Origin of the sequence: Pseudomonas sp. NFACC46-3 (genome assembly GCF_900114515.1) — a bacterium.
GTDB classification, from domain to species: domain Bacteria; phylum Pseudomonadota; class Gammaproteobacteria; order Pseudomonadales; family Pseudomonadaceae; genus Aquipseudomonas; species Aquipseudomonas fluorescens_Q.
Window position 1 is genome coordinate 47,018 of sequence record NZ_FOTH01000006.1, and the last position, 19,899, is coordinate 66,916.

20 protein-coding genes are annotated in these 19,899 nt (G+C 61.3%); 18 read left to right on the forward strand and 2 right to left on the reverse strand.

The window, feature by feature from the left end:
• Positions 1 to 39: 39 nt before the first annotated feature.
• Complete coding sequence (rne, locus tag BM300_RS09010) at positions 40 to 3,237, reverse strand: ribonuclease E (RefSeq protein ID WP_092349088.1); 3,198 nt, start codon at positions 3,235 to 3,237, stop codon at positions 40 to 42.
• A gap of 699 nt (positions 3,238 to 3,936) precedes the next feature.
• Between rne and rluC the strand changes: the two genes are divergently transcribed.
• The 3 genes from rluC to BM300_RS09025 are packed head-to-tail and all read left to right on the forward strand — an operon-like array spanning position 3,937 to position 6,555.
• Entirely contained in the window at positions 3,937 to 4,893 is a 957-nt protein-coding gene (rluC, locus tag BM300_RS09015; protein ID WP_063325247.1) for a 23S rRNA pseudouridine(955/2504/2580) synthase RluC, read from the forward strand.
• Positions 4,883 to 5,545, forward strand: a complete 663-nt coding sequence (locus BM300_RS09020; protein ID WP_092150109.1) for an HAD-IA family hydrolase — start codon at positions 4,883 to 4,885, stop codon at positions 5,543 to 5,545. The genes rluC and BM300_RS09020 overlap by 11 nt, the downstream gene beginning before the upstream one ends.
• 20 nt (positions 5,546 to 5,565) lie before the next feature.
• Positions 5,566 to 6,555: a S49 family peptidase gene (locus tag BM300_RS09025; RefSeq protein WP_092462591.1), complete on the forward strand. Its 990-nt coding sequence runs from the start codon at positions 5,566 to 5,568 to the stop codon at positions 6,553 to 6,555.
• 138 nt (positions 6,556 to 6,693) lie between these two features.
• Here the strand turns inward: BM300_RS09025 and BM300_RS09030 are convergent, their stop codons facing one another.
• Positions 6,694 to 7,272 (reverse strand): Maf family protein, encoded by a 579-nt coding sequence (locus BM300_RS09030; protein WP_092462593.1) that lies wholly within the window; start codon positions 7,270 to 7,272, stop codon positions 6,694 to 6,696.
• Between the two features lie 105 nt (positions 7,273 to 7,377).
• Here BM300_RS09030 and BM300_RS09035 point away from each other — a divergent pair, with 105 nt between their 5' ends.
• The 15 genes from BM300_RS09035 (at position 7,378) to BM300_RS09105 (ending at position 19,760) form a co-directional block, all read left to right on the forward strand.
• Positions 7,378 to 7,905, forward strand: coding sequence for a YceD family protein (locus BM300_RS09035; RefSeq protein WP_003204262.1), 528 nt, complete (start codon positions 7,378 to 7,380; stop codon positions 7,903 to 7,905).
• 13 nt (positions 7,906 to 7,918) lie between these two features.
• On the forward strand, positions 7,919 to 8,101 hold the full coding sequence (gene rpmF / locus BM300_RS09040; protein ID WP_003179396.1) for a 50S ribosomal protein L32: 183 nt from the start codon (positions 7,919 to 7,921) through the stop codon (positions 8,099 to 8,101).
• A gap of 4 nt (positions 8,102 to 8,105) precedes the next feature.
• Positions 8,106 to 9,116 (forward strand): phosphate acyltransferase PlsX, encoded by a 1,011-nt coding sequence (gene plsX, locus BM300_RS09045; RefSeq protein ID WP_092150103.1) that lies wholly within the window; start codon positions 8,106 to 8,108, stop codon positions 9,114 to 9,116.
• Between the two features lie 123 nt (positions 9,117 to 9,239).
• Positions 9,240 to 10,178: an ACP S-malonyltransferase gene (gene fabD, locus BM300_RS09050; protein ID WP_092462595.1), complete on the forward strand. Its 939-nt coding sequence runs from the start codon at positions 9,240 to 9,242 to the stop codon at positions 10,176 to 10,178.
• A gap of 15 nt (positions 10,179 to 10,193) precedes the next feature.
• Positions 10,194 to 10,937 (forward strand): 3-oxoacyl-ACP reductase FabG, encoded by a 744-nt coding sequence (gene fabG, locus BM300_RS09055; protein ID WP_018613558.1) that lies wholly within the window; start codon positions 10,194 to 10,196, stop codon positions 10,935 to 10,937.
• 191 nt (positions 10,938 to 11,128) lie between these two features.
• A complete protein-coding gene (gene acpP / locus BM300_RS09060; protein ID WP_003175607.1) occupies positions 11,129 to 11,365 on the forward strand; it encodes an acyl carrier protein in 237 nt (78 codons plus the stop codon).
• Positions 11,366 to 11,473: 108 nt separating this feature from the next.
• Positions 11,474 to 12,718, forward strand: a complete 1,245-nt coding sequence (gene fabF, locus BM300_RS09065) for a beta-ketoacyl-ACP synthase II (RefSeq protein ID WP_063324916.1) — start codon at positions 11,474 to 11,476, stop codon at positions 12,716 to 12,718.
• Positions 12,718 to 13,533 carry an aminodeoxychorismate lyase gene (gene pabC / locus BM300_RS09070; RefSeq protein WP_063324917.1) on the forward strand — a complete coding sequence of 272 codons (816 nt, stop codon included), beginning with the start codon at positions 12,718 to 12,720 and terminating at the stop codon, positions 13,531 to 13,533. Before fabF ends, pabC begins: the two co-directional genes overlap by 1 nt.
• Before the next feature lie 3 nt (positions 13,534 to 13,536).
• On the forward strand, positions 13,537 to 14,697 hold the full coding sequence (gene mltG / locus BM300_RS09075) for an endolytic transglycosylase MltG (protein ID WP_092462597.1): 1,161 nt from the start codon (positions 13,537 to 13,539) through the stop codon (positions 14,695 to 14,697).
• Between the two features lie 19 nt (positions 14,698 to 14,716).
• A complete protein-coding gene (tmk, locus tag BM300_RS09080; protein ID WP_092462599.1) occupies positions 14,717 to 15,349 on the forward strand; it encodes a dTMP kinase in 633 nt (210 codons plus the stop codon).
• Positions 15,342 to 16,328 (forward strand): DNA polymerase III subunit delta', encoded by a 987-nt coding sequence (locus BM300_RS09085; RefSeq protein ID WP_072344216.1) that lies wholly within the window; start codon positions 15,342 to 15,344, stop codon positions 16,326 to 16,328. The genes tmk and BM300_RS09085 overlap by 8 nt, the downstream gene beginning before the upstream one ends.
• 125 nt (positions 16,329 to 16,453) lie before the next feature.
• Entirely contained in the window at positions 16,454 to 16,810 is a 357-nt protein-coding gene (locus BM300_RS09090; RefSeq protein ID WP_053180946.1) for a PilZ domain-containing protein, read from the forward strand.
• An 11-nt stretch (positions 16,811 to 16,821) separates the two neighbouring features.
• Complete coding sequence (locus BM300_RS09095) at positions 16,822 to 17,616, forward strand: TatD family hydrolase (protein ID WP_092349101.1); 795 nt, start codon at positions 16,822 to 16,824, stop codon at positions 17,614 to 17,616.
• A gap of 383 nt (positions 17,617 to 17,999) precedes the next feature.
• Positions 18,000 to 18,638 carry a TetR/AcrR family transcriptional regulator gene (locus BM300_RS09100; protein WP_060741238.1) on the forward strand — a complete coding sequence of 213 codons (639 nt, stop codon included), beginning with the start codon at positions 18,000 to 18,002 and terminating at the stop codon, positions 18,636 to 18,638.
• Positions 18,639 to 18,791: 153 nt separating this feature from the next.
• Positions 18,792 to 19,760, forward strand: coding sequence for a GTP 3',8-cyclase MoaA (locus BM300_RS09105; protein ID WP_092150094.1), 969 nt, complete (start codon positions 18,792 to 18,794; stop codon positions 19,758 to 19,760).
• The last annotated feature ends 139 nt before the right edge of the window (positions 19,761 to 19,899 follow it).

A 19,899-nucleotide genomic window follows, 5' to 3' on the forward strand; every position in this document is an offset into this window, starting at 1 on the left:
CTGGCATCACCAGGCGGGGCTTTTTACTGGGCGGTGGAATCAGGCGTGAGGTTTAGGCTCGTGCTCTTTTTCCAGGGCTTCAGTGTGACGCGGCACGACTTCTTCAGCGCTGTGCTGAGGTTCGTCGAATGTCGGAGCTGATTCAACCGGGGTTTCGGCGACCGGGGCAGGGGCTGCCTCGGCGACTTCTTCCACGGCTGGAGCTGGCTCGGCAGCAGGCGCTTGAGCGGCAGCAGCGGCAGCTTGTTCGGCTTCCTTCTGCAGACGCTCGGCTTCACGCTTGCGACGGCGCACTTCGCGCGGATCGTTCGGCGCACGGCCGTTCGCGGTCAGGGCGCTGGCGGGTGCAGGCACTTCCACTGGGGCAGGGGCTTCGGCAACCACGGGTGCTTCGACCACTGGAGCAGATTCAACCACTTCTGGCTCGACCGCTTTCACGGGCTCTGGTGTCGGTTCTGGCTCGACAACAGGTGCCGGTGCGGCTGGCTCGGCGGTCCAGTTGAACGCAGTCTGTTCCTCGCGGGCAGGCTCTGGGGCCTTTTCCTCGGCCGGTGTTTCAACGGCCGGCTCAGCGGCTACCACTGGCTGCTCGACAACCGGTGCAGGCTCGGCGACCACTTCAGTTTCAGCAACCTGGGCTTCATGGGCCGGGGCGACTTCCACTTCTGGCGAAGCGGTGACTTCTACTGGGGTAGTGGCTTCGACCACCGGAGCTTCGGCAACTGGCGCGCTTTCCACCGCAGCGGTCGCGCGTTCGGCTTGTTCGTGAGCCTGGGCTTCGGCCGGGGCGCTGATTGCGCTGCTGGCAACGGCCGCAGTCACGGCCAGGCCGGCAGCCAGATCGGCAGCGCTTGGCGCTTCAGTGTTCTCGGTGGACTCGGACTCTTCCGAACCTTCGATCACGTTGCCGTTGGCGTCGCGCTGACGCTCACGACGGTTGCTGCGACGACGCTGGCCACGGGAGCGGCGACGTGGACGATCGCCTTCGGCGGTGTCCTGGCCGTCTTCCTGCAACTGCTCTTCGGTGTTCAGCACTTCTTCTTCGCTGGCAGCGGCGGCTGCCTGCTCGGCGCGTGGCTGGCGCTCTTCACGTGGCGGACGCGGTGCACGTTCTTCACGAGGCTGGCGGGCCGGACGCTCTTCAGCGGTGGCGGCAGCAGCAGCCGGGGCGGCATCCAGTGGCTCGCGCAGTTCGCGAACACGTTCTTCACGCTCGCCACGTGGCTTGCGATCTTCACGCGGTGCGCGCGGCTGACGTTCTTCACGGGGCGGACGCGGTGCACGCTCTTCGCGGGCTACGGCTGGCGCTTCCTCACGGGCTTCGCGTGGCTGACGCTCTTCACGCGGCTCGCGTGGCGCACGTTCTTCACGCGGTGCACGTTCTTCGCGAGGTTTGCGTTCTTCGTCGCGACGACCGTTGCGGTTGCGGGTCTGTTGGCGACCGTTACGGCGTTCTTCGTTGCGGGCAGGACGCTCGGTCGTGGCAGGCTTGGCGACAACGGCCGGGGCAGCAGGTTCTTCCTTGGTGGCGAACAGGCTGACCAGCGACTTCACCAGGCCTTTGAACAGGCTTGGCTCTGGTGCGGCGGCCGGGGCGGCAACCGGAGCGGCCACTTCGGTCGGAACCGGAGCATTGGCGCGGGCCGGAGCGGTCTTGACCGCAGCTTCCTGGCGAACCAGGGTGCGAGTGGCGGCGGCCGGCTGGACTTCTTCCACTTCGGCAGCGGCAGCAGCGATTTCGTAGCTGGACTGGTTGGTGTGGGCTTCCGGGCTGTCATCGCGCAGGCGCTGCACTTCGAAGTGCGGCGTCTCGAGGTGATCGTTCGGCAGGATGACGATGCGGGCACGGGTCCGCAGTTCGATCTTGGTGATCGAGTTGCGTTTTTCGTTGAGCAGGAACGCGGCCACCGGGATCGGCACTTGGGCGCGAACTTCGGCGGTGCGGTCTTTCAGGGCTTCTTCTTCGATCAGGCGCAGGATCGCCAGGGACAGCGACTCGACGTCACGGATGATGCCGGTGCCGTTGCAGCGAGGGCAGACGATGCCGCTGCTTTCGCCCAGGGACGGACGCAGGCGCTGACGGGACATTTCCAGCAGGCCGAAGCGCGAGATGCGACCGACCTGTACGCGGGCGCGGTCGGCTTCCAGGCATTCACGGACCTTTTCTTCCACGGCGCGCTGGTTCTTGGCCGGGGTCATGTCGATGAAGTCGATGACGATCAGGCCGCCGATGTCGCGCAGGCGCAACTGACGGGCGATTTCCTCGGCCGCTTCAAGGTTGGTCTGCAGGGCGGTCTCTTCGATGTCGCTGCCTTTGGTGGCGCGGGCCGAGTTGATGTCGATGGACACCAGGGCTTCGGTCGGGTCGATGACGATGGAGCCGCCGGACGGCAGTTCGACGACGCGCTGGAAGGCGGTCTCGATCTGGCTTTCGATCTGGAAACGGTTGAACAGCGGAACGCTGTCTTCGTAGAGCTTGATCTTGCTGGCGTACTGCGGCATCACCTGGCGAATGAAGGTCAGGGCTTCGTCCTGGGCTTCGACGCTGTCGATCAGCACTTCGCCGATGTCCTGGCGCAGGTAATCGCGGATGGCGCGGATGATCACGTTGCTTTCCTGGTAGATCAGGAACGGCGCGGAGCGATCCAGCGAGGCTTCTTTGATGGCGGTCCACAGTTGCAGCAGGTAGTCGAGGTCCCACTGCATTTCTTCGCTGCTGCGGCCCAGGCCGGCAGTGCGAACGATCAGGCCCATGTCAGCCGGGGCAACCAGGCCGTTCAGGGCTTCACGCAGTTCATTGCGCTCTTCGCCTTCGATACGGCGGGAGATGCCGCCGGCGCGAGGGTTGTTCGGCATCAGGACCAGGTAACGGCCGGCCAGGCTGATGAAGGTGGTCAGGGCGGCGCCCTTGTTGCCACGTTCTTCTTTTTCGACCTGGACGATGACTTCCTGGCCTTCGCTCAGGACGTCCTTGATGTTGACGCGGCCTTCAGGGGCCTTCTTGAAGTATTCGCGGGAGATTTCTTTGAGGGGCAGGAAGCCGTGGCGCTCGGAGCCGAAATCGACAAAGGCAGCCTCAAGGCTTGGTTCGATGCGAGTAATCCGGCCTTTATAGATGTTGGCCTTCTTCTGCTCGCGTGCACCGGATTCGATATCCAGGTCGTAGAGGCGCTGGCCGTCTACCAGTGCAACACGCAACTCTTCGGGTTGAGTTGCGTTAATCAGCATTCTTTTCATGTAGTACCGTCGGTTTCCGGGCTGCCGGAAACGGCGTTCGGCACACACGACTTCTCACGGTCGGTGTCAGGTGCGTCCTGGAGATGGCAAGGCCACTCCAGTGTCCAGCGAGTTCGACCCAATGATGGCGAAGTCGCGACGGACGCGTCCTGCTTGCTGGTACTCAAGCACTCAGTCAGGAGGAGGAATCAACCGGCGCCTGTGGACGAGATGAAGCGTCTAAATATAAGCCTAGTGCTACACAGTCCGACGGTTGTACATCTCCACCCTACACGTATCCCTGATAATTCGGGTGCTGCCGCGCGCAGAATCCGCAGCGGGTTGGCATTTACCGTGAGCTCCGGAAGGGGAGGTCACGCATCATGGCTAATTTAGGCGTTGTTTCCGAAGCATTCGCTCGGGGTCGTCCGCAGCTGACTGCACTTTGTGAACTGGCCGTGAATGTGGCGCGCAAGGCGAGTCAAAACTCTGCTTTGCGGCGTATTTCAGGCCTCATGTCACCTGCGCTCGTTACACCTGAAAACTCTACCGTTACGTAGCGAAAGCCCCGTAGGACGGCCTCTCGTCCTCGTGAATTGCGTTGGTCAGGGCCGGTTTTTGACCGCTGGTCCACTGTCCAGCCACTTTTGGCGGCGTTCGCGACTATAGCAGCAATGATTAAGTGCTTCAATTCCATAAAAAATTGTTATGATCGCCGCCATGACAACTACTGCCCCTTCGACCCCTGGCGTTCAACTGCTCGAGGTCTCGCCGGAATATGCCGGCCAACGAATCGATAACTTCCTGCTGGCCCGGCTCAAAGGCGTGCCCAAGACCTTGATCTACCGCATTTTGCGCAAAGGCGAAGTGCGAGTGAACAAAGGTCGGATCAAGCCCGAGTACAAGCTCCAGGCCGGTGACATCGTGCGCGTGCCGCCGGTTCGCGTGCCCGAGCGCGATGAGCCGGTGCCCCTGGCCCAGGGGCTGCTGCAACGCCTTGAAGCCTCGATTATCTATGAAGACAAAGCCCTGATCGTGATCAACAAGCCCGCAGGCATTGCGGTTCACGGCGGCAGCGGCCTGAATTTCGGTGTGATCGAAGCCTTTCGTCAGTTGCGTCCGGACGCCAAGGAGCTGGAACTGGTCCACCGCCTCGATCGCGACACCTCCGGCCTGCTGATGATCGCCAAGAAACGCAGCATGTTGCGCCACCTGCACGAGCAATTGCGCGGCGACGGCGTCGACAAGCGCTACATGGCGCTGGTGCGTGGTCGCTGGGAAACCTCCATCAAGCAAGTCCGTGCGCCGTTGCTCAAGAGCAACCTGCGTTCGGGCGAGCGCATGGTCGAAGTCAACGAGGAGGGCAAGGAGGCGCTGACGGTATTCAAGGTGCTGCGCCGTTTCGATGACTTCGCCACCCTGGTCGAAGCCAAGCCGGTGACCGGGCGCACCCACCAGATCCGTGTCCATACCTTGCATGCCGGGCATTGCATTGCCGGCGACAGCAAGTACGGCGATGACGATTTCACCAAGGAAATCCGCGATCTGGGCGGCAAACGCCTGTTTCTCCATGCTTACATGCTGACCGTGCCGCTGCCCGATGGTGGCGAGCTGAAATTGCAGGCCCCGGTGGATGACATGTGGGCCAAGACCGTGGAGCGGTTGAGTGCATCCTGACTACAAACTGTTGATCTTCGATTGGGATGGCACTCTGGCCAACTCCATTGGCCGGATCGTGGAGGCGATGCATGTCGCCTCGGACCGCATGGCGTATGCCCGGTGCGACGACTTAGCGGTAAAAGGCATTATTGGCCTCGGATTGCCAGAAGCTATTCGCAGCCTGTACCCGGAAATCGACGACAATGAGCTGGTGGTTTTTCGCCAGCATTATGCCGATCACTATATCGCGCTGGACGCCGAGCCTTCACCGTTGTTCGAGGGTGTGGCGGGTACGCTGGAGGTTCTGCGGACCGAGGGCTATCACCTGGCTGTCGCGACCGGCAAGGCTCGTCGCGGGTTGGATCGAGTGCTCAAGTCCCATGGCTGGGAGGATTATTTCGATATCACCCGTGCCGCGGACGAAACCGCCAGCAAGCCGCATCCGTTGATGCTTGAGCAGATCCTGGCACACTGCGACGTGCGGCCGGAGCAGGCGCTGATGGTGGGGGATTCGTCATTCGACCTGCAGATGGCGCGCAACGCCGGCATGGGGTCGGTGGCGGTCAGCTACGGCGCTCAAACGATCGAGGCGCTACGGGCATTCGAGCCGCGACTGGCCATTGATCATTTTCCTGAGTTGCACGCCTGGCTGAGCCAGCGGGCTCTTTAAGTTTTGCTGGGGATTCACGCATGACCGATGAATGGAAAGCACCTGTCAAGGCGAGCGCCGAGAGCGGGGATGACAAAAGCTGGAAGCTGTTGGAGAAAACCTTGCTCGCCAGCGTGCAGGAACAGCGTCGCTCCCGCCGCTGGGGTATTTTCTTCAAGTTGCTGACCTTTATTTATCTCTTTGGTGCACTGGCGCTGTTCACGCCGCTGATGAACATGGAGAAAAGCGCTGTCGCCGGCTCGGCGTACACCGCCTTGATCAATATCGAGGGCATGATCGCCGACAAAGAGCCTGCCAGTGCCGACAATATCGTCGGTAGCCTGCGGGCCGCCTTCGAGGACCCGAAGGTCAAGGGCGTGGTGCTGCGTATCAACAGTCCAGGCGGTAGTCCGGTGCAATCGGGGTACGTTTACGACGAGATCGTGCGGCTGCGCGCATTGTACCCGGATACCAAGGTGTATGCGGTCATTTCAGATCTCGGTGCCTCCGGTGCTTATTACATTGCCAGCGCGGCGGATCAGATCTATGCCGACAAGGCCAGCCTGGTGGGCTCCATTGGTGTGACTGCGACCGGCTATGGCTTTGTCGGGACCATGGATAAGTTGGGGGTGGAGCGTCGCGTGTATACCTCCGGCGAGCATAAATCCTTCCTTGATCCTTTCCAGCCGCAAAAGCCTGAAGAAACCGCTTTTTGGCAGGGCGTGCTCGATACCACTCACAAGCAATTCATTGCCAGCGTCAAGAAGGGTCGGGGCGAGCGCCTGAAGGACAAGGAGCATCCGGAGTTGTTCTCCGGGCTGGTCTGGTCGGGTGAGCAGGCGTTGCCGCTGGGCCTGATCGACGGCTTGGGCAGTGCCAGTTCGGTGGCGCGGGATGTGATCGGCCAGAAAGACCTGGTGGACTTCACCATCGAAGAGTCGCCGTTCGATCGTTTCTCGAAAAAGCTGGGGGCTAGCATTGCCGAGCATTTGGCGATGTGGATGGGGTTCCAGGGCCCGGCGTTGCGCTGATTGCCAGTGCTGTTCTCGATCCCTGTGGCGAGGGAGCTTGCTCCCGCTGGGCTGCGCAGCAGCCCCGTTTGTTGCGGTCGCTGCGCAACCGAGCGGGAGCAAGCTCCCTCGCCACACAGGTTTGCAGGCCGGGCTGTTTCAGGGGATCTGCACACCCTCGGCCAGCAACATATCCACAAGACGAATCAACGGCAGGCCAACCAGGCTGGTGGCGTCTGGCCCTTCGGTGCTCTGGAACAGGCTCACGCCCAGTCCTTCGGCCTTGAAGCTGCCGGCGCAGTCGTAAGGCTGCTCGGCCCGCAGGTAGCGTTCGACGCGCCCTGGGTCCAGTGCGCGCATGTTCACGGTAAATGGAACGCAATCGACCTGGCAGTGGCCGGTCTGGCTGTTGAGCAGCGCCAGGCCTGTCAGGAACGTGACCCTCGCGCCGCTGGCGGCCAACAATTGCTCGCGAGCGTTCTCGAAGGTGTGAGGCTTGCCCAGGATGCGTTCGCCGAGCACGGCGACCTGGTCTGAGCCGATGATCAGGTGCGCCGGGTGGCTGTCGGCCGGTGCCAGGGCTTTTTCCCGGGCCAGGCGCTTGACCAGTTCAAGGGCGGGCTCGCCGGGACGACGGCTTTCATCGATGTCGGGTGAGCAGCAGACGAACGGCAGTCCCAGGCGGGCAAGCAATTCCCGGCGGTAGACCGAGCTTGAGGCAAGTAATAAAGGCGGCATGGGCGGCTCCAAAAGGCAGGGGCGAATTCTAGCGAGGCGCGCAAGTGACGGACAGGGCTGAATTTCCTTTGACATGGCCGGGGGCATCCCTATAATGCTGCGCCTATGTTGAATGACCCGATTCCACCTCACGTTGACCCGCGCAAATTGGCTGACCGTGGCACCACCCTTCAAGGTGAACTGCTGCTGGCCGATTTGAAGAGACTCTGCGACCCGCTTTCCGACGATGTCGGTACGGTCCAGGCCAAATTCGTTTTTGAACGAGATGAACGTAAATCTGTGGTAATCCACAGCTTTATCGACACTGAAGTCAAAATGGTTTGCCAGCGTTGTCTTGAGCTGGTCACCCTGCCGATCCACAGCGAATGCAGTTACGCCGTGGTGAAGGAGGGTGCGAATACCCAGTCGTTGCCGAAAGGTTATGACGTGCTGGAACTGGGCGAAGATCCATTGGATCTGCAGTCACTGATCGAGGAGGAGCTTCTGCTCGCCTTGCCCATTGTGCCTGCTCATCATCCGGAAGAATGCCAGCAGCCGGCGGGAGCAGATGAGCCCGAACCGAGCGAGGACGAGGTAACGCGGTCCAACCCGTTCAGTGTATTGGCGCAGTTAAAGCGTGACCCAAACGTTTAGGAGTTAATCAATTATGGCTGTTCAGCAGAACAAAAAATCCCGCTCTGCCCGTGACATGCGCCGTTCGCACGACGCTCTCGAGGCTAGCACCCTGTCCGTAGAAAAAACCACTGGTGAAGTTCACCTGCGTCACCACGTATCGCCAGAAGGCGTATACCGTGGTCGTAAAGTGATCGACAAGGGCGCCGACGAGTAATCACTTGTCCGCTCAAGTCATCGCGATTGACGCAATGGGCGGGGACTTCGGTCCCCGCAGCATTGTTCAGGCCAGCCTTGCTTGTCTGAATGCTACGCCCTCGCTGCACCTGACCCTCGTCGGTCAACCCTCCCTCCTGGAAGAAATGCTCAGCGGCCAATCGGCTGTCGACCGCGCGCGCCTGACGATTGCCCCAGCGTCCGAAATCATCACCATGGACGAAAAGCCGGCCCAGGTCCTGCGCGGCAAGCCTGACGCCTCGATGCGGGTAGCCCTTGAGCTGCTGCGCGATGGCAAGGTCCAGGCATGCGTCAGCGCAGGCAATACCGGTGCGCTGATGGCGCTGTCGCGCTACGTGCTCAAGACCTTGCCGGGTATCGACCGGCCTGCAATGGTGGCGGCGATTCCGACCCAGCGTGGGTTTTGTCAGTTGCTCGACCTGGGGGCCAACGTCGATTGCAGTGCCGAACATTTGCTGCAGTTTGCGGTGATGGGCTCGGTCGCGGCGCAAACCCTGGGCATCGTGCGCCCTCGTGTGGCGTTGCTGAACATCGGTACCGAAGACATCAAGGGCAACCAGCAGGTCAAGCTGGCGGCCACGCTGCTGCAGGGCGCGCGCGGCATCAACTACATCGGTTTCGTCGAAGGCGATGGCTTGTACCGTGGCGAGGCCGATGTGGTGGTGTGCGATGGCTTCGTCGGCAATATCCTGCTCAAGTCCAGCGAAGGCCTGGCGACCATGATCGGCCAGCGCATCGAGGCCTTGTTCAAGCAAAGCTTCGCCTCGCGGGTGGTCGGCGCCCTGGCGCTGCCGTTGATGCGTCGGTTGCAGGCTGACCTGGCGCCAGCGCGGCACAACGGTGCGAGTTTCCTTGGGTTGCAGGGGATCGTGATCAAGAGTCACGGTTCGGCGGGGGTGCAGGGTTTCCAGAGTGCGATCAACCGAGCGGTGATCGAGATCCAGGAAAACCTGCCGGAGCGTCTGCATGGTCGCCTCGAGGATTTGTTAACTTAGGCGTTTTCGTCCGACAATGCTTAAATGTGACCGGTCGGTTCAAGCCGCCATCCAACTCTCAGTTTCCTAGCGCCCCCAGGGGCGTCAATTTTTGACGACAAGATCATTAGGGGCTTTGTTTTCATGTCTGCTTCCCTCGCATTCGTCTTTCCAGGACAGGGCTCGCAGTCCCTCGGCATGCTGGCCGAGCTGGGCGCGCAATACCCGCTGATCCTCGAAACATTCAAAGAAGCTTCCGATGCGCTCGGCTATGACCTCTGGGCACTGACCCAGCAAGGACCGGAAGAGCGCCTCAATCAAACCGATAAAACCCAGCCGGCCATCCTGACCGCCTCGATCGCATTGTGGCGCCTGTGGCTGGCTGAAGGCGGCGCTCGCCCGGCATTCGTCGCCGGTCACAGCCTGGGCGAATACAGCGCCCTCGTAGCCGCTGGCAGCCTGAGCCTGGGCGACGCGGTGAAACTGGTGGAGCGTCGTGGCCAGTTGATGCAGGAAGCGGTTCCGGCCGGGCAGGGCGGCATGGCCGCGATCCTCGGCCTGGAAGACGCCGATGTGCTGGCCGCCTGTGCCGAAGCGGCGCAAGGCGATGTGGTCAGTGCGGTGAACTTCAACTCTCCGGGCCAAGTGGTCATCGCCGGTGCCAAGGCGGCTGTCGAGCGCGCCATCGAGGGCTGCAAGGCCCGTGGAGCCAAGCGCGCCATGCCACTGCCGGTCAGCGTGCCGTCGCACTGCGAGCTGATGCGTCCGGCTGCCGAGCGCTTTGCCGAATCCATCGCCGCCATCGACTGGCAGGCGCCGCAGATTCCCGTGGTGCAGAATGTCAGCGCCAACGTGCCGCCGGATCTCGAGACCCTCAAGCGTGATCTGCTGGAGCAACTCTACAAGCCGGTTCGCTGGGTCGAATCGGTGCAGACCCTGGCGGCCAAGGGCGCGACCGAGCTGGTCGAGTGCGGCCCTGGCAAAGTGCTGGCAGGCCTGAACAAACGCTGCGCCGAAGGCGTATCGACTTCCAACCTCAACACCCCAGACGCCTTCGCTGCCGCCCGTGCAGCGCAGGCCTGAACAGGAGAAGCTTGCATGAGTCTGCAAGGTAAAGTTGCACTGGTGACCGGTGCAAGCCGTGGCATCGGCCAGGCCATCGCCCTGGAACTGGGTCGTCAAGGCGCCATCGTCATCGGCACCGCGACTTCCGCTTCGGGCGCCGAGCGTATTGCTGCGACCCTGAAGGAAAACGGCATCCAAGGCACCGGCCTTGAGTTGAACGTCACCAGCGACGAATCCGTTGCGGCGGTGCTGGCAAGCATTCAGGAGCAGTTCGGTGCGCCGGCGATCCTGGTCAACAATGCCGGTATCACCCGCGATAACCTGATGATGCGCATGAAAGATGACGAATGGTTCGACGTCGTCGACACCAACCTGAACAGCCTGTACCGACTGTCCAAGGGCGTTTTGCGTGGCATGACCAAGGCTCGCTGGGGTCGAATTATCAGTATCGGTTCGGTTGTGGGTGCCATGGGCAACGCAGGCCAAGTAAACTATGCTGCGGCGAAGGCCGGTCTGGAAGGTTTCAGCCGTGCGCTGGCGCGTGAAGTGGGTTCGCGCTCGATTACGGTAAACTCGGTTGCACCGGGTTTCATCGACACCGACATGACCCGTGAACTGCCGGAAGCACAGCGCGAAGCCTTGTTGACACAGATTCCGCTGGGTCGTCTGGGGCAAGCTCAAGAAATCGCGTCCGTGGTCGCTTTTCTTGCGTCGGACGGTGCGGCATACGTGACCGGGGCTACAATCCCGGTGAACGGCGGGATGTACATGAGTTAAATGTGACGGATTGCTTCAAAAAAATGTCATACGAGCTGTCTAAAATCCGTTATAAAGCTGCAATCAATTTATAGACGGCGGGCCGCAGGGTTTGAGGAGTGAAGCTTTCGGTTGAAAAACCGAAAAGTTCTTCTATACACTTACCCACCGGCCAGCTGCCTGAATTTGTCCATTAGGAGTGAAAACAAGGTATGAGCACCATCGAAGAGCGCGTCAAGAAAATCGTTGCCGAGCAACTGGGCGTTAAAGAAGAAGAAGTTGTGAACACCGCTTCCTTCGTAGAAGACCTGGGTGCCGACTCCCTTGACACCGTTGAGCTGGTGATGGCTCTGGAAGAGGAATTCGAGACCGAGATTCCTGACGAAGAAGCTGAGAAGATCACTACTGTACAAGCTGCTATCGACTACGTTACCAGCCACCAGGCGTAATCGTTTTTAGTCGTCGCTAGCTGTCATGGAAAAACCGCACTGCCATCACGGCGTGCGGTTTTTTCTTTAGGCCTGATGCAAAGTCGTCATTAGAAAAAGGAGAGTGCTGTGTCGCGTAGACGCGTCGTAGTCACCGGTATGGGTATGTTGTCGCCACTGGGCACGGATGTGCCGAGCAGTTGGCAGGGCATTCTGGCTGGCCGCAGTGGCATTGGTCTGATCGAACACACCGACCTTTCTGCCTATTCCACCCGTTTTGGCGGCTCGGTAAAGGGCTTCAATGTCGAGGAATACCTGTCGGTCAAGGAAGCTCGCAAGCTTGACCTGTTCATTCAATACGGCTTGGCAGCCGGTTTCCAGGCAGTGCGCAACGCCGGGCTGGAAGTCACCGACGCCAACCGTGAACGCATCGGCGTGGCCATGGGCTCGGGTATTGGCGGCTTGACCAATATCGAAGAAACCAGCCGCACGCTGCACGAATCGGGGCCGCGACGGATTTCTCCGTTCTTCGTGCCGGGCTCGATCATCAACATGATTTCCGGTTTCCTGTCCATCCACCTGGGTGCCCAGGGACCCAACTACGCCATTGCCACGGCGTGCACCACCGGTACCCACTGCATCGGCATGGCCGCGCGCAACATCATGTACGACGAAGCCGACGTGATGATTGCCGGTGGCGCCGAGATGGCGGCTTGCGGCCTGGGCATGGGGGGCTTTGGTGCTTCCCGTGCGCTGTCGACCCGCAACGACGAGCCCGCCCGTGCGAGCCGGCCATGGGACAAGGGCCGCGATGGCTTCGTGCTGTCCGACGGTGCCGGTGCGCTGGTGCTCGAGGAGCTGGAGCACGCCAAGGCGCGCGGCGCGACCATCTACGCCGAACTGATCGGCTTTGGCACCAGCGGCGACGCCTACCACATGACGTCGCCACCGGCCGATGGCGCCGGTGCTGCCCGTTGTATCGCCAACGCCTTGCGTGATGCGAAACTCAACGGCGAGCAGGTGCAGTACATCAACGCCCACGGCACTTCGACCCCGGCCGGCGACTTGGCCGAAGCCCAGGCGATCAAGACCGTGTTCGGCGATCACGCGTACAAGCTGGCGGTCAGTTCGACCAAGTCCATGACCGGTCACCTGTTGGGTGCGGCAGGGGCGGTGGAAGCGATCTTCAGCGTCCTGGCGATCAACAGCCAGACAGCGCCGCCGACCATCAACCTCGATGAGCCGGACGAAGGTTGCGACCTGGACTTCGTGCCGCACACTGCCCGCAGCATGGACATCGATGTGGTGCTGTCCAACTCCTTCGGCTTTGGCGGGACCAACGGTTCGCTGGTGTTCCGCCGGTTCGCCGGTTGATGGAAAGCTGGGTCGACGGTCAGCCGGCCGACGTCCTGTCGCTGAAAGATCGCGGCCTGGCTTACGGCGATGGGTTGTTCGAGACCCTCGCCGTGCAGGGTGGCGAACCGGTGTTGCTGGCGCGTCACCTGCAACGCCTGGAAACCGGTTGCCGGCGGTTGGCGCTCAACGTCGACATGAGCGCGTTGAGCACCGAGTTGAATGCCTATGCCCGGCGCCTGGGCTACGGCGTGCTGAAGCTGATCGTGACCCGTGGCGACAGTCTGCGCGGTTATGCCGCAGATCCCTCGACCCCGGCCCGACGCATCCTGCAAGGGAGCCCACCAGCCGCTTATCCCGCCGCCCATGCCGAACAAGGCGTTCTGCTGTTTCCCTGCAGCGTGCGGTTGTCCGAGCAGCCCTTGCTTGCCGGCCTCAAACACCTCAATCGCCTGGAACAAGTGCTGGCTCGTGCCGAATGGAGCGATGGGCAATACGCCGAAGGCTTGATGCTGGATACGTCCGGGCGGGTGATCGAAGGTGTCTTCAGCAACCTGTTCCTGGTGCGCGACGGCGTGTTGTTCACGGCGGACCTGAGCCGTTGCGGCGTGGCCGGCGTGATGCGCGCAGAATTATTGTTTCAAGCCAAGTCCCAAGGCATCGCCACGCAAATCACGGATATCAGTCTCGAACAGCTGCACCAGGCTGATGAAGTCTTTGTCTGCAACAGCGTTTATGGCGTGTGGCCGGTACGCGGATGCGGTTCGGCGCGCTGGTCGGTTGGCCCGCTCACCCGTAAACTGCAAACCCTTGCCCGTGCGCTATTGGATGTTTGATTCGTGAGACGTAAATTCTTGCTGCTGCTGGAGACCGGACTGGTTCTGGCAGGGCTGATGTTGGGCGCTTCGGCCTGGAAGATTCATTCGGCGCTGCAACAGCCGCTGAACATCACCCAGGAAGAATTGCTGGACGTGCCCAACGGGACCACCCCGACCGGAACCCTCAAGCGCCTCGAAGCCGATGGCCTGATCAAGGACGCCTTCTGGCTGCGGATCTATTGGCGCTTCAATCTCGCCGACCAGCCACTGCATTCCGGTGAATATCGGATGGTGCCGGGCATGACCATGGAAGGCCTGATCGGTGTCTGGAAACGCGGCGAAGTGGTGCAGTACAGCGTGACGCTGGTGGAGGGCTGGAATTTCCGCCAGGTGCGCGCCGCACTGGCCAAGGATGAAAAACTCCAGCAGACCCTCACCGGCCTGAGCGACGCCCAGGTCATGGACCGTCTGGGTCACTCCGGGATATTTCCCGAAGGCCGATTCTTCCCGGATACCTATCGCTTCGTGCGCGGCACCTCGGACGTCGACCTGCTAAAAAAAGCCTATGAGCGCCTGGAAGACGTGCTCGCCAAGGAGTGGGCACAGCGTGCCGCCGATGTGCCTTATACCCAGCCGTATCAGGCGCTGATCATGGCGTCACTGGTGGAGAAGGAAACCGGCGTGCCCCAGGAACGCGGGCAGATTGCCGGCGTCTTTGTGCGGCGCATGCGCTTGGGGATGCTGCTGCAGACTGACCCCACGGTGATCTATGGTCTGGGCGAGCGCTATACCGGCAAACTCACCCGCGCCCATCTGAAAGAAGAAAATCCGTACAACACCTATTTGATTCCTGGCCTGCCGCCGACGCCGATTGCGATGGTGGGGCGCGAGGCGATTCATGCCGCGTTGAACCCGGCGCAGGGCAACAGCCTTTACTTTGTCGCCCGCGGTGACGGCAGCCACGTGTTCTCCGATGACCTGGAGTCGCACAACAACGCGGTGCGCGAATTCCAACTCAAGCGCCGTGCCGATTACCGCTCCAGTCCGGCCCCGGCAACACCGGACGAGCAGGCACCCATTCCCGCGGCATCACCCGACACGGCGCCCGACGCTGTACCCCAGGTGCCGCCCCAAGTGCCGGCTCGCGAACCGGATGCCAGCGAGCCGCCGAGCCCGCAATGACTTTGATTAAGGATCGCCTGTGACTGGCTTGTTTATAACGCTGGAAGGCCCGGAAGGCGCCGGCAAGAGCACTAACCGCGAATACCTGGCCGAACGCCTGCGGGCGGCTGGCATCGAGGTGTTGTTGACCCGCGAACCGGGCGGTACGCCGCTGGCCGAGCGAATTCGCGAGGTGCTGCTGGCGCCCATTGAAGAGGTCATGAACCCCGACACCGAGCTGTTGCTGGTGTTCGCGGCCAGGGCACAGCATCTGGCCGAGGTGATTCGCCCGGCGCTGGCCCGTGGCGCGGTGGTGCTCTGCGATCGTTTTACCGATTCGACCTATGCCTACCAGGGCGGCGGCCGGGGCTTGTCCGTGGAGCGCATCGGCGCGTTGGAAACCTTCGTCCAGGGTGACCTGCGGCCAGACCTGACCCTGGTGTTCGACCTGCCGGTGGAAATCGGCCTGGCCCGCGCCAGTGCCCGTGGTCGGCTGGATCGTTTCGAGCTGGAGGGCCAGGCTTTCTTCAATGCCGTGCGCAGTGCCTTCCTGAGTCGCGCCAAGGCCGATCCGGCGCGTTACCTGCTGATCGATGCCGCGCAACCGCTGGCCCAGGTCCAACAGTCCCTGGACGGCTTGCTGCCGCGTTTGCTGGAGCGCGTCCGTGGCTGAAGCCTATCCCTGGCAAGACGGCCTCTGGCAGCAACTGGCCGGTCGTGCCCAGCATGCCCACGCCTATCTGCTGCACGGCCCGGCCGGCATCGGCAAGCGGGCGCTGGCCGAGCGCCTGATGGCCAGCCTGCTGTGCCAGCGTCCTGGTGTCTCGAACGCCTGCGGCGAGTGCAAGTCCTGCCTGCTGCTTAAGGCGGGCAGCCATCCCGACAACTACGTGCTGGAACCGGAGGAGGCGGACAAGGCGATCAAGGTCGACCAGGTTCGGGATCTGGTCAGCTTCGTGGTCCAGACCTCACAGATGGGCGGGCGCAAGGTGGTGCTGATCGAACCCGTCGAGTCGATGAACATCAACGCCGCCAACGCCTTGCTTAAAAGTCTCGAAGAGCCTTCCGGCGACACCGTGCTGTTGCTGGTCAGCCACCAGCCGAGTCGCTTGCTGCCGACCATCAAGAGTCGCTGCGTGCAACAGGCCTGCCCGCTGCCGAGCGAGGCGATGAGCTTGCAGTGGCTGGCCCAGGCCTTGCCCGACAGCAGCGACGAAGAGCGTGTCGAGTTGCTGACCCTGGCGGCCGGCTCGCCCCTGGCGGCTGTCAGCCTTCAGGCCCAGGGCGTGCGGGAGCAGCGGGCCTTGGTGGTGGATGGGGTGAAGAAACTGCTCAAGCAGCAGCAATCCCCCACGCAACTGGCCGAGGGTTGGAACGCGATCCCGTTGCTCTTGCTGTTTGACTGGTTCTGCGACTGGTCGAGCCTGATCCTGCGCTACCAATTGACCGAGGACGAGGCTGGCCTGGGGTTAGCGGACATGCGCAAGGTGATCCAGTACCTGGCGCAAAAAAGCAGCCAGGATAAAATCTTGAACATTCAGGACTGGATTCTTGCCCAACGTCAGAAGGTGCTGGGCAAAGCGAACCTCAATCGGGTGCTGTTGCTCGAGGCGCTGTTGGTGCAGTGGGCGAGTTTGCCGGGTCGAAACTGACAGACACGGCCCAGTGTCCTGTTTCGCCAATACGTTCCTTTCGTGACGACAACAGACGCCGTCAAAAAGGAACAGTATTTGTGACACAGGACGCTAAACTCAGCTCAATCGCAGCGGAGATCAGCATGAACGAACCTGTCAGTCCCGGGCCACGCAACGGCATCCTGTCCCTGACTATCAAGGACAAGTCGGTGCTTTACGCCGCCTACATGCCTTTCATCAAGAACGGCGGCCTGTTCATTCCCACCAACAAGAATTATCGCTTGGGTGATGAAGTGTTCATGCTCTTGAGCCTGATGGATGAGTCGGAAAAGATCCCGGTCGCCGGCAAGGTGATCTGGATTACCCCCAAAGGCGCCCAGGGCAATAGGGCCGCCGGCGTTGGTGTGCAATTCAGCGACGGCGACAATTCAGCCCGCAATCAGATCGAAACCCACTTGGCCGGCTCCCTGAAGTCCGACCGTCCCACTCATACGATGTAGCCCGGCCTTTTATGCTTGTAGATTCCCATTGTCACCTTGACCGTCTCGACCTCGCTGCCCATGGCGGCTCCCTGGATGCTGCGCTGGACGCGGCCCGTGAACGGGGTGTCGGTCATTTCCTGTGCATCGGCGTCAGCGCCGACAACGCCGCCGACGTCAAGGCGCTGGCCGAACGTTATGCCGATGTCGATTGCTCGGTCGGTGTTCACCCGCTGGATGTCCAGCCCGACACCGCGCCGGCGCTCGATTGGTTGTTGCGTGAGCTGGACCATCCACGGGTAGTCGCCATCGGCGAAACCGGCCTGGACTATCACTACGAACCGGAAGCCGCCGACGTGCAGCAGGCGTCGTTTCGGCTGCACCTGGAGGCCGCCCGGCAAACCGGCAAGCCGGTGATCATCCACACCCGCGGCGCCCGGGCCGACACCCTGGCCTTGCTGCGTGACGCCGCGCTGCCCCAGGCCGGGGTGCTGCATTGCTTCACCGAAGATTGGGACATGGCCAGGGCCGCCCTGGACATGGGCTATTACATTTCCTTGTCCGGGATTGTCACGTTCCGCAATGCCGATGCATTGCGCGACGTTGCCAGCAAAGTGCCGGCTGATCGGCTGTTGGTGGAGACCGACTCGCCTTACCTGGCCCCCATTCCCTATCGTGGCAAGCCGAACCTTCCGCAATACGTACGGGAAGTGGCAGAGTTTCTGGCGATGCTGCGCGGTGAGTCCTACGAGCGGTTTGCCGAGCAGACGACGGAAAATTTTAAGCAATTGTTTCCACTGGCTCACGTGCGTGTGGCGCAAGCCTGAATTCCATGCAAAAAAAACCCGGGTTCTGGGGGGTGAATCCGGGTTAAGACCATTAGGAGTAAAACAAAGGCACGCGGTCCGTTGGTACCTTCATCAGCGCGTCACTTGGGGGAGATGTCGCGCCGACAGTTCAAGTATTGATCAGTATGCCAACCCGTCCAGTCTGGCCGGGGTGGTTTTTAAACAAATTTGGAATACGCTCGCTTCGGATAAGTTCTCACTGTCGCCAAACCTCGCAGGCGCGGCGCATTGGCGTGAGAAACGGCGAGCCGGGCGTGTCGGTTTTGTGAAGAACAGTGGCCGAGAACGGATGATCCGTGCATTTTTGCGTAAGTTAGGCATAATACCCGGCTTCGAATTTTGACCCTTCAGACCTTTTTCTTATGCACAAAGAACCCCGTAAGGTCCGTGAGTTTCGCCGCCGCGAGCAGGAAATTCTCGACACCGCGCTCAAGTTGTTCCTCGACCAGGGTGAAGACAGTGTCACCGTCGAGATGATTGCGGATGCCGTGGGTATCGGCAAAGGCACGATTTATAAACATTTCAAATCCAAGGCGGAGATCTACCTGCGCCTGATGCTCGACTACGAGCGCGATTTGAACGAGCTGCTGCATTCGGCCGATGTGGACAAGGACAAGGAGGCCCTGTCCCGGGCCTACTTCGAGTTCCGCATGCGCGACCCGCAGCGCTACCGCTTGTTCGATCGCCTGGAAGAGAAAGTGGTCAAGGGCAACCAGGTGCCGGAGATGGTCGAGGAGCTGCACAAGATCCGCGCCTCGAACTTCGAACGCCTGACGCTGCTGATCAAGGGCCGGATCAGCGAAGGCAAGCTCGAAGATGTGCCGCCTTATTTCCATTACTGCGCTGCCTGGGCGCTGGTGCATGGCGCGGTGGCGCTGTATCACTCGCCGTTCTGGAGCAACGTGCTGGAAGACCAGGAAGGTTTCTTCCAGTTCCTGATGGACATTGGTGTGCGCATGGGCAACAAGCGCAAGCGCGATACCGACGTCCCGAGCAACTGAGGCCGCACAGGCCAAGACATTCAGCTGTCTTATTGCGCCATGTCCGCTTACATGGCGCAGTGTCCCAGTAATATACTCAGGCTTGGGTCTTGCGAAATCTTGATTTCTAGGTCAATTTTTGCGAGTCCGATTTTTCTCGTGCCGGAGTGACCCATGATCGTTGACCGTCAAGGCAGGCGTTTCCGTAATCTGCGGATAAGCCTGACTTCAGCCTGCAATTACGCCTGTACCTATTGCGTGCCTGACGGCAAGCGGTTGGTGGCTGCGCAGGATGAACTGTCGGCCGAGGCCATGGCGCGTGGCGTGGCCTATTTGATCGAGGCCGCTGGCATCGAGCGGCTGCGCATCACCGGCGGCGAACCGTTGGTCAGCCCCAAGCTCGAGTGTTTCATGATGGCGGTGGGGCAGATGGGCCTGGAGGACATCAGCCTGACCACCAATGGCCAGTTGCTGGCGAAAAAACTGCCCTTGCTGGTAGACGCCGGTATCCGTCGCATCAACGTTTCCCTCGACACCCTGGACCCCGCCGCGTTTCGCAGTATCGCCCGGGGCGGCGACCTGGCGACCGTGCTCGATGGCATGGACCAGGCCCGAGCCGCCGGGATGAAGATCAAGGTCAACATGGTGCCATTGCGCGGGCAGAACCTGGACCAGGTGATGCCTTTGCTCGAATACTGTCTGGAACGTGGTTATGAGTTGCGTTTCATCGAGTTGATGCGCATGGGGCACCTGGCCAGCGACTCCAATGCTTTCCTGCAACAGTTCGTCAGCCTCCAGCAACTGCTCAGCCTGATCGGCGATCAGTACGAATACCTGCAAGCCGATGCGCCGGTGGATGCTACCGCGGTGCGCTATGAGATACCGGGGCTGGGGCACTTTGGCGTGATCGCCAACGAAAGCGTGCCTTTCTGCCGTACCTGCTCACGGTTGCGGTTGTCTTCCACGGGTTGGCTGCATGGCTGCCTGTCGTCGAGTAACCGTCATTTCGTCGGCGACCTGCTGGACAAGCCCCGCCACCAGGCATTGCCGGCGCTTCAGCGCTTGTTGGTCAAGGCGTTGGGGGACAAGCAGGAAGTGGCATTCTCCGGCGGCGCGACCATCATGAAAATCATCGGCGGCTGAATGAGGCTTTTGTGGCGAGGGAGCTTGCTCCCGCTGGGCTGCGAAGCAGCCCCCTCTCAAGCTCACTCAATCAACCTGATCTACCGTGTCGCCGGGTTTTAGGGCCGCTTCGCGCCCCAGCGGGAGCAAGCTCCCTCGC

What these genes read in the sequence shown, in the direction of transcription:
- BM300_RS09030 (WP_092462593.1), bottom strand. Translation starts at nt 7,272, where the DNA reads ATGCCGCCTTTATTACTTGCCTCAAGCTCGGTCTACCGCCGGGAATTG.
- BM300_RS09100 (WP_060741238.1), top strand. Translation starts at nt 18,000, where the DNA reads ATGCACAAAGAACCCCGTAAGGTCCGTGAGTTTCGCCGCCGCGAGCAG.
- BM300_RS09095 (WP_092349101.1), top strand. Translation starts at nt 16,822, where the DNA reads ATGCTTGTAGATTCCCATTGTCACCTTGACCGTCTCGACCTCGCTGCC.
- BM300_RS09025 (WP_092462591.1), top strand. Translation starts at nt 5,566, where the DNA reads ATGACCGATGAATGGAAAGCACCTGTCAAGGCGAGCGCCGAGAGCGGG.
- rne (WP_092349088.1), bottom strand. Translation starts at nt 3,237, where the DNA reads ATGAAAAGAATGCTGATTAACGCAACTCAACCCGAAGAGTTGCGTGTT.
- BM300_RS09105 (WP_092150094.1), top strand. Translation starts at nt 18,792, where the DNA reads ATGATCGTTGACCGTCAAGGCAGGCGTTTCCGTAATCTGCGGATAAGC.
- fabD (WP_092462595.1), top strand. Translation starts at nt 9,240, where the DNA reads ATGTCTGCTTCCCTCGCATTCGTCTTTCCAGGACAGGGCTCGCAGTCC.
- rluC (WP_063325247.1), top strand. Translation starts at nt 3,937, where the DNA reads ATGACAACTACTGCCCCTTCGACCCCTGGCGTTCAACTGCTCGAGGTC.
- BM300_RS09090 (WP_053180946.1), top strand. Translation starts at nt 16,454, where the DNA reads ATGAACGAACCTGTCAGTCCCGGGCCACGCAACGGCATCCTGTCCCTG.
- rpmF (WP_003179396.1), top strand. Translation starts at nt 7,919, where the DNA reads ATGGCTGTTCAGCAGAACAAAAAATCCCGCTCTGCCCGTGACATGCGC.
- BM300_RS09035 (WP_003204262.1), top strand. Translation starts at nt 7,378, where the DNA reads ATGTTGAATGACCCGATTCCACCTCACGTTGACCCGCGCAAATTGGCT.
- acpP (WP_003175607.1), top strand. Translation starts at nt 11,129, where the DNA reads ATGAGCACCATCGAAGAGCGCGTCAAGAAAATCGTTGCCGAGCAACTG.
- fabG (WP_018613558.1), top strand. Translation starts at nt 10,194, where the DNA reads ATGAGTCTGCAAGGTAAAGTTGCACTGGTGACCGGTGCAAGCCGTGGC.
- pabC (WP_063324917.1), top strand. Translation starts at nt 12,718, where the DNA reads ATGGAAAGCTGGGTCGACGGTCAGCCGGCCGACGTCCTGTCGCTGAAA.